Annotated in this window: 9 protein-coding genes; 5 read left to right on the plus strand and 4 right to left on the minus strand. The window is 65.9% G+C overall.

Annotated features, from left to right (window positions below):
* The 3 genes from ABW137_RS12240 to ABW137_RS12250 form a co-directional block, all read left to right on the plus strand.
* On the plus strand, positions 1 to 315 hold a 315-nt coding region (locus ABW137_RS12240), incomplete at its 5' end, for a MarR family winged helix-turn-helix transcriptional regulator (RefSeq protein ID WP_526400218.1).
* On the plus strand, positions 312 to 1,760 hold the full coding sequence (locus ABW137_RS12245; protein ID WP_526400220.1) for an MFS transporter: 1,449 nt from the start codon (positions 312 to 314) through the stop codon (positions 1,758 to 1,760). The genes ABW137_RS12240 and ABW137_RS12245, both read left to right, overlap by 4 nt.
* Positions 1,753 to 2,343, plus strand: a complete 591-nt coding sequence (locus ABW137_RS12250) for a cysteine hydrolase family protein (protein WP_526400222.1) — start codon at positions 1,753 to 1,755, stop codon at positions 2,341 to 2,343. Before ABW137_RS12245 ends, ABW137_RS12250 begins: the two co-directional genes overlap by 8 nt.
* Positions 2,344 to 2,407: 64 nt before the next feature.
* Here the strand turns inward: ABW137_RS12250 and catC are convergent, their stop codons facing one another.
* The 4 genes from catC to ABW137_RS12270 are packed head-to-tail and all read right to left on the minus strand — an operon-like array spanning position 2,408 to position 5,639.
* Positions 2,408 to 2,689, minus strand: coding sequence for a muconolactone Delta-isomerase (catC, locus tag ABW137_RS12255; protein WP_526400224.1), 282 nt, complete (start codon positions 2,687 to 2,689; stop codon positions 2,408 to 2,410).
* A 1-nt stretch (position 2,690) separates the two neighbouring features.
* A complete protein-coding gene (gene catA, locus ABW137_RS12260) occupies positions 2,691 to 3,578 on the minus strand; it encodes a catechol 1,2-dioxygenase (RefSeq protein ID WP_526400226.1) in 888 nt (295 codons plus the stop codon).
* A gap of 58 nt (positions 3,579 to 3,636) precedes the next feature.
* On the minus strand, positions 3,637 to 4,740 hold the full coding sequence (locus ABW137_RS12265; RefSeq protein ID WP_526400228.1) for a mandelate racemase/muconate lactonizing enzyme family protein: 1,104 nt from the start codon (positions 4,738 to 4,740) through the stop codon (positions 3,637 to 3,639).
* The gene (locus tag ABW137_RS12270) at positions 4,737 to 5,639 is read right to left on the minus strand and encodes a LysR family transcriptional regulator (RefSeq protein ID WP_526400230.1); all 903 of its coding nucleotides are present in this window, start codon (positions 5,637 to 5,639) and stop codon (positions 4,737 to 4,739) included. The genes ABW137_RS12265 and ABW137_RS12270 overlap by 4 nt, the downstream gene beginning before the upstream one ends.
* A 205-nt stretch (positions 5,640 to 5,844) precedes the next feature.
* Between ABW137_RS12270 and benA the strand changes: the two genes are divergently transcribed.
* Together benA and benB are read left to right on the plus strand one after the other, a co-directional pair.
* Positions 5,845 to 7,275: a benzoate 1,2-dioxygenase large subunit gene (benA, locus tag ABW137_RS12275; protein ID WP_526400232.1), complete on the plus strand. Its 1,431-nt coding sequence runs from the start codon at positions 5,845 to 5,847 to the stop codon at positions 7,273 to 7,275.
* A gap of 1 nt (position 7,276) precedes the next feature.
* Positions 7,277 to 7,801, plus strand: coding sequence for a benzoate 1,2-dioxygenase small subunit (gene benB / locus ABW137_RS12280; RefSeq protein ID WP_526400234.1), 525 nt, complete (start codon positions 7,277 to 7,279; stop codon positions 7,799 to 7,801).
* The last annotated feature ends 33 nt before the right edge of the window (positions 7,802 to 7,834 follow it).

The following is a 7,834-nucleotide window of genomic DNA, read 5'->3' on the forward strand; positions in this document are numbered from 1 at the left end:
GCACTGGCCCGGCTCGCGGCGAACGAGCCGTCCTCGACCAGCACACTGGCCGGCGCCGAGAAGGTCCGCCCGCAGTCGATGGCCGAGACGGTGGCGGTCCTGGAGAATCTGGGCCTCATCCGTCGCGAGAAGGATCCCGGCGACGGCCGCCGCCAGCTGATCTTCCTCACCCCAGAGGGGCGCACCTACGGCCATGACGCCCGCGCCACGAGACGCGAGTGGCTGGCCCACACTCTGGCGGAACGACTCAGCGAAGACGAGCTCGCCGTCGTCAACCACGCGATGGCGCTGCTCGACCGGATCGTGGACTCGTGACGTCCGCAGCCCCGTTGCGCGAGCGGTTGCGACGGCGGTTTCGTCCCGATGACGACGGCTTCGACCGAAAGCTGCTCGCGCCGTTGATCTCCGGTGCCGTGCTGAATCCGATCAACTCGTCGATCATCGCGGTCGCTCTGGTCCCCATCGGAGTGGCGTTCGGCGCGCCTGCGTCGGCAACCGCATGGCTGATCTCCTCGCTATACCTGGCCACCGCCGTCGGCCAGCCGGTGGTCGGCAGGCTCATCGACACCTACGGCCCGCGGCGGCTCTTCCTCCCCGCCACCGCACTGGTCGGGCTGGCGGGCATCATCGGAACCCTGGCACCAAATCTCACCGTGTTGATCGTCGCGCGCGTCATCCTGGGCTTCGGCACCTGCGCCGGCTATCCGGCGGCAATGCGACTCATCCATGACGAGAGCGAACGCACCGGCAGGGACAGCCCCGCCTTCGTGTTGACGGCGCTGGCGATCTCGACCCAAACCATCGCGGTCATCGGTCCGTCGTTGGGCGGGCTGCTGATCGGCATCGGCGGCTGGCGCGCGACTTTCGCCATCAACCTCCCCATCGCCCTGTTCGCCTTCGTCCTCGGCGCACGCCGGTTCCCCAAGCCGCCGAGCAAGCCCCACCGCCCCACCACGGCGAGGGGGCAGCTGGACTATCTCGGAATGGGATTGTTCGCGGGCACTCTCGTCGCACTGCTGCTGTTCCTCATGCATCCCCGTATCGGCGACTGGTACCTCGCCGTCACCGCCATCGCGGCGGCAGCAGCCTTCACTGCACGCGAACTCCGCTGTCGCACAGAACCATTCATCGACCTGCGAATCCTCGGCCGCAACCGGGCACTGCTGATCACCTACGGGCGGACGCTCCTCGCGTACGTCGTGTCCTACAGCTTCATGTACGGCTACACCCAGTGGCTCGAGCAGAGCCGCGGTCTGTCCGCCGGGCAGGCCGGTCTCGCCACCTTGCCACTGTTCGCCACGGGGTTGCTGGTCTCGCTCGTCACGGGACGTCGGGAGGCCGTGCGCACCAAGTTGGTCGTCGCCGCAGTCGGCCAGGTGATCGGGTGCCTACTACTGCTGACCCTGCACTCGTCGACGGCGGTGTGGCTGTTGATCGTCGTCGCGCTGGTCTTCGGCGTTCCGCAGGGGCTCAACAGCTTGGCCCTGCAGAACTCCGTCTACCGGCAAGCCGACCCCGACGACATCGGCACGTCGGCCGGGCTGTTGCGCACGTTCGGTTACCTCGGCGCGATCATCTCCTCCGCCGCGCAGGGCGCCTTCTACGGCCAGTCCGCCGACACCACCGGCATGCACCACCTCGCTCTGCTGCTGGTCGGCATCAGCGCCGTCTTCCTGACCATCACGGTCTTCGACCGTTCGTTGACCAGAAGCACCGCCAACGCCGATCCGGCATCAGGAAGGGAGGATTCACGTGGCTGACCGCATCGCGATCCATCCGCGCCACACCGCACTGCTCGTCATGGATTACCAAACCGGGATTCTCACCCAGCTCGCCGACTCCGACCGGCTCGTCGGACGAGTCAAAGCCGCCGTCAACACGGTTCGCGGGCGCGGCGGGCACGTGGGTTGGGTGCGGGTCGCCTTCACCCCGTCGGACCTCAGCGCGATCCCTGAGACCAGCATCTTCGCCGATCTGGCGTCGCGTATCGGAGGCTCGTCGCTACGAGACGACGCGCCCGACACCCAGTTTCATCCCGAACTCACTCCCCTGCCCAACGAGGTCGCGGTCCGCAAGACGCGCGTGGGCGCCTTCACCACCACCGACCTCGACCGGCAGCTCCGTGACAGGGACGTCACCACCCTCGTCCTCGCCGGGGTGAGCACCAGCGGTGTCGTCCTGAGCACCGTGCGGGAGGCAATGGACCGCGACTACCGGATCGTCGTCTTGAAAGACGCCTGCGCCGACCGCGAGCAGGCTACCCATGACTTCCTCACCGGGACACTGTTCCCCGCTGCTGCCCACGTCACCACCTCCGACCACCTCGACAGCCTTTGGGGATGATCTGAATGACGTTCATGCATAGCAGCGTCTGCTCGGAATTGGCGGTCGACGAGGCCCGCGCGCCCTACGCCTTCACGTCGGACGGATGCGACGCCAGTGGCGTGACGTGGACCTTCATGTACGGGAAGAGCGGTAGCGCGGAAATCAACTGGTGGACTTCGTCGTTGGAGTCCGCCTCGATGATCGAGAAGTTGGCGTACTCACCGACGATGCGCCAGATGTGGGGCCACTTTCCTGCGCGCTGAAGTTCTTGCGAGTAAGTCTTCTCCCGGCCGATCAGGTCGTCCCGCGTCTGCGGGTCGATGTCGGCCGGGAGGTGCACGTCCATCCGCACGTGGAACCGCACATCAGCTCCGCTCGGGATCGAGCGCGAAGTCGTAGCCCACCGATTGAGTACCGTCGGCCTCGACGGTGGGCGCGAGGATCAACTCCGGCTTCACCGCGCTGGCGATGTCGTCGTCGTTGTGTTCGTCACCGGGAAAGTACAACTGCGCGGTCAGTAGTTCATGCCCCGGCGCTGACACCTTCACGTGTAGGTGCGCCGGGCGCCATGCGTGCCAACCCGCCGCCGCAATCAGCTTTCCGCACGATCCGTCGGTCGGAATCTGATATGGCGCAGGACGAATGGTCGTGATCTCGAACTTGCCGTCGGCGCCGGTGGTGAAGCTGCCGCGCAGGTTCCACTCTGGGATGTCGGGGGCGAACTGGGAGTAATAGCCGTCGTCGTCGGCGTGCCAGAGTTCGATCTTGCCTTGCAACGGTGCGCCATCGGTGTCGGTGATCCTGCCGCTCCACACCAGCGGCGTCCCCTTCTCATCCTCGCGCATCGGGATTGCTCCCTTGGCGCCCAGTTCCGGTGAGCCGGGCACGTAGTACGGCCCCTCGATGCTGCCCTTGTTGCCCGCCCGATGATCGGTGGCCACGTCCTCGACGGCATGCTCCAGCCAGACGTCCAGGAACAGCGGCCACTCGCCGGTCTCGCCCACGTCGATCAGCCATGCCTTGAGGGCGTTGTACTCGTCGTAGGTGACGCGGTGGCGGCGCACGGTGTCGTACACGGCGCCGAGCACTTCACGGGCAAGCAGGTCGACGCGCTCGGGTGGGGTGTCCTTGACGGCCTCGTACGGCGACTTGTCGCTGTGGAACCGTTCGGTGGCCGACGCGCCGGAGGCGGCGGCGCTGGCGACGTGTGCCGAAGCGACAGGGGATGACGCGGGCTGCTCGATGGTGGTCATGATCAGATCTCTTCTCTCTGTTGTTCTTCACGCTCTGCGGGGCTGACCGCGGAGGAGTTCAGTGGTCAGTGCGGTACCTGGCGAGCTTCTCGGGGTCGACGTCGACGCCGAGACCCACACCGGGCGGTACCCGCAACAGGCCGTCGCGGATGCGAAGCGGCTCGGTAAGCAGGTCGTCGGTCATGTCGAGGAAGTTGGAGAGTTCGCCTGCGCGACGCGACGTGAGCTCGAAGGCCGCACCGAAGGCGACGGCGCAGGCACTACCGAGTTGGCCGTCGATCTGGTTGCCCATCACGACCTCGAGACCCAGGCCCTCGGCCAGGTGGTGGACGCGCTGGGACGTGGTGAACCCGGTGCGGGCGGTCTTGATGCTGATCGCGGTGGCCGACTTGCCCAACACTTCTCGCGTCACGTCGGCTGGCGTCGGAACCGACTCGTCGGCGATGAAGGGCACGTCGAGTCGTTCGACCAACCAACGCCTGCCCAGCACGTCGTCGGCGGGGCACAGTTCCTCGGCGAAAAGCAGATCCAGGTCGGCCATTTCCTGCATGGCACGCAGCGATTCCGCGGCCGTCCATCCTCGGTTGGCGTCGACGTACAGCTCGACCGAATCGCCGAAGCGGTCCCGCAGCGCCCGCACGACGGCGGTGTCCAGCGTGACGGGACGGCGGCCGACCTTCACCTTGAATACGCTGATTCCGTACAGATCTCGGATGGTCTCCGCCTCTGCGACCATGACTGCCGGATCCGCAAAGCCCAACATGTGGCTGACCCGCATGCGATCGGTGAAACCACCGAGCAGGCTCGTCACCGGCAGTTCCAACGTGCGCCCCAACGCATCCCACATCGCCATGTCGACGGCCGACTTCGCCGCAGGGTTTCCGACCGTACGGGCCAACCTTGCGCCGGCAACCTCGCGTTCGGTGAGCGCCAAGCCCACCAGCGCGGGTGCGAACAGCTGCTCGATCACCGCGACGATGCCCGCCTGCGTCTCGCCGTAGGTGAACGGCCGCGGCGGCGCCTCGGCCACCCCGACCACGCCGTCGTCGGTGTGGACGCGGACCAGCACGTGGTCGGCGGTGTGGACTTCGCCCGACGCGAACTTCAGCGGCTTGACGTACGGGATGGCGAACGGAATCGCCTCGACGGCAGTGATCTTCACAGCAGCTCCTCAAGACCAATCGGTGCGAAGACCGAGGACAGCACGTCGATGACCGCATCGACGACGGGGTTGTCGCCACCGCGACGCCAGGCGAGGGCGAGTTCGATGCTTCCGCCGTCGGTCAGGTCGCGAAAGACGACGCCCTGCAACGGAAGTGCGTGCACCGAGGCGGGGACCACGGCGACCCCGAAGCCCGCGGCCACCAGTGCCAACAACACGGCGGTCCCCGGCGCGACGTGTTCACGGTGGGGCACGAAACCTGCCCGCTTGCAGCTCCTCGAGACCGCATCGTTCACGGCGGAGTCACGGCTGGCGTACGCGACGAACGGCTCGTTGCGAAGGTCGGTCAACGACACCACGGGTTCGGCGGCCAGCCGGTGGTCTGCCGACACCGCAAGGACCAGGGGCTCGACGTCGATGGTCCGAAGTTCGATGTCATCGCCGACGGCAGGAGGTCGCAGTATTCCGACGTCCAGCGCACCGGCGCGCAATTGATCGCATTGCAGCGGGGTGAGTACGTCGGCCTGAATCTCCATCGCCACCCCGGGGAGCTCCTGACGGAGGATGCGGGCCACACGTGGCAGGTGGGAGAACGCGGCGGTTCCCGTCAGCCCGACGCGGAGCAGGCCGCTACGGCCCGCAGCGATCCGGCGCACCCCTCGTTCTGCGTCGTCCACGCCCGCGAGGATCCGCGCCGCCTCTGCTTGCAGGAATTCCCCTGCCGGGGTCAGCGACACCTGCCGGGTCGTCCGGTTGAAGAGCGTGGCCCCCAACTCGTCTTCGAGCTGTCTGATGGCATAGGACAGCGCAGGCTGGGCAACGAGCAGCTGCTCGGCAGCCCTCCCGAAGTGGCACGTCTCGGCGACTGCGGCGAAGTAGCGCAGGTGACGCAGCTCCATGTGCTTTCCGTCCGATCGCGGGTTCGTTGTGATGGCCGACACGTTCGACGGTAGGGCGCCAACCCATAACAGACAAGGACTTGTTTTGCCCTTATTGATCTATCTCATCGATCAATAAGGACCCTGGTCAGGACTAGGTAATTGCCTAGTGTGACTGGAACCACTCAATGACAGCGTGTCTTCCTAGATCACACCTGGAGGCACCATGACTACATCCATCAGCGAGAACACGAAGGACGACCCATCCCGTCGCTCCGCTCGCCCCGCTGACCCATCCCGTCGCTCCGCTCGCCCAGGCGTCGCCGCCGTCCTCGCCAACGCCGTCATCGACGACAGCGAGGCAGGCATCTACCGCGCCAATCGCCGCATCTTCACCGACGAAGACGTCTTCGAGCTCGAGATCAAGAACATCTTCGAAGGCAACTGGATCTACCTGGCCCACGAAAGCCAGGTGGCCAATCCAGGCGACTACTTCACCACCTACATCGGCCGCCAGCCCGTGGTGATCACCAGGGACAAATCCGGCGAACTGCACTGTCTGGTCAACGCCTGCGCCCACCGAGGCGCCATGATCTGTCGGCGCAAGACCGACAACCGCATGACGCTGACGTGCCCGTTCCACGGCTGGACGTTCCGCAACGACGGCACCCTGCTGAAGGTCAAGGACCCCGAAGGCGCCGGCTACCCCGACACCTTCGACGTCAACGGCAGCCACAACATGACCAAGGTGGCGCGGTTCGACAGCTACCGCGGCTTCCTGTTCGGCAGCCTCAACGACGACGTGCTCTCGTTGGACGAGCACCTCGGTGACACCACCAAGGTGATCGACATGCTGGTCGACCAGTCGCCCGACGGGTTGGAGGTGCTGCGCGGTTCGTCCACCTACACCTACGACGGCAACTGGAAGGTGCAGGCCGAGAACGGGGCCGACGGCTACCACGTCACGGCCACGCATTGGAACTACGCCGCGACGACCAGCAGGCGCAGCACCGGCGAGTCGAAGAACGCCACCTTGGCCCTCGACGCCGGCAGCTGGGGCAAATCCGGTGGCGGCTACTGGTCCTTCCCGCACGGCCACCTGTGCCTCTGGACGTGGGCGGGCAATCCGCAGGACCGTCCGCTGTGGGACAAGCTCGACGCCCTCAAGGAGGAGTTCGGAGAGGCGAAGGGCGACTTCATGGTCAAGGGTTCACGCAACCTGTGCATCTACCCCAATGTCTATGTGATGGACCAGTTCTCGACGCAGATCCGACACTTCCGCCCGATCGCGCCGGACAAGACGGAGGTCACCATCTACTGCATCGCCCCCAAGGGCGAGAGCGACTCGGCCCGGGCTCACCGGATCCGGCAGTACGAGGACTTCTTCAACGCCTCCGGCATGGCCACGCCCGACGACCTTGAGGAGTTCCGCTCCTGCCAGCTGACCTTCCGGGCCGAGGCTGCGCCGTGGAACGACATGAGCCGAGGCGCCGAGCACTGGCTGACCGGGCCCGACGAGGTCGCCGAATCGCTCGACATGCACGGCGTCATCTCGGCGGGTGTGAAGAACGAGGACGAGGGCCTCTACCCGGTGCAGCACGGGTACTGGCTGGACACGATGCGCGCCGCGCTGGCCCGCGAGACCGAGGGGAACTGACGTGACGTCGACCGAAAAATCAACAGCGGGAACCACACTCATCACCCAGAACCTGATCGAGCAGTTCCTGTACCGGGAGGCCCGCTACCTCGACGACCGGGAGTTCGAGAAGTGGCTGCAGTGCTACGCCGACGACGTGGTGTACTGGATGCCCTCTTGGGACGACGACGACACACTGGTCGGCGACCCGCAGCGCGACATCTCCCTCATCTACTACGGGAACAAGGGCGGGCTCGAGGATCGCATCTTCCGCATCCGGACCGAACGCTCCTCGGCGACGTCGATCCCCGAACCACGCACCAGTCACAACATCAGCAACGTCGAGGTCATCGAGCGGCGCGGTGATCTGGTCGACGTCCGGTTCAACTGGCACACCATGTACTTCCGGTACAAGACCATCGACCCGTACTACGGGACCTCGTTCTACACCATCGACTTCAGCGGCGAGCAGCCCTTGATCCGGCGCAAGACCGTCGTGCTCAAGAACGACTACATCCACCACGTGGTGGACGTCTACCACTTCTAGGGGCCAGCCATGACCGCCACGACCAGCGAAACA

Source organism: Mycobacterium sp., from assembly GCF_040509115.1.
GTDB lineage: Bacteria > Actinomycetota > Actinomycetes > Mycobacteriales > Mycobacteriaceae > Mycobacterium.

Coding starts and splice junctions, on each gene's coding strand:
- catA (WP_526400226.1), bottom strand. CDS start 3,578: ATGACCACCATCGAGCAGCCCGCGTCATCCCCTGTCGCTTCGGCACAC.
- ABW137_RS12270 (WP_526400230.1), bottom strand. CDS start 5,639: ATGGAGCTGCGTCACCTGCGCTACTTCGCCGCAGTCGCCGAGACGTGC.
- benA (WP_526400232.1), top strand. CDS start 5,845: ATGACTACATCCATCAGCGAGAACACGAAGGACGACCCATCCCGTCGC.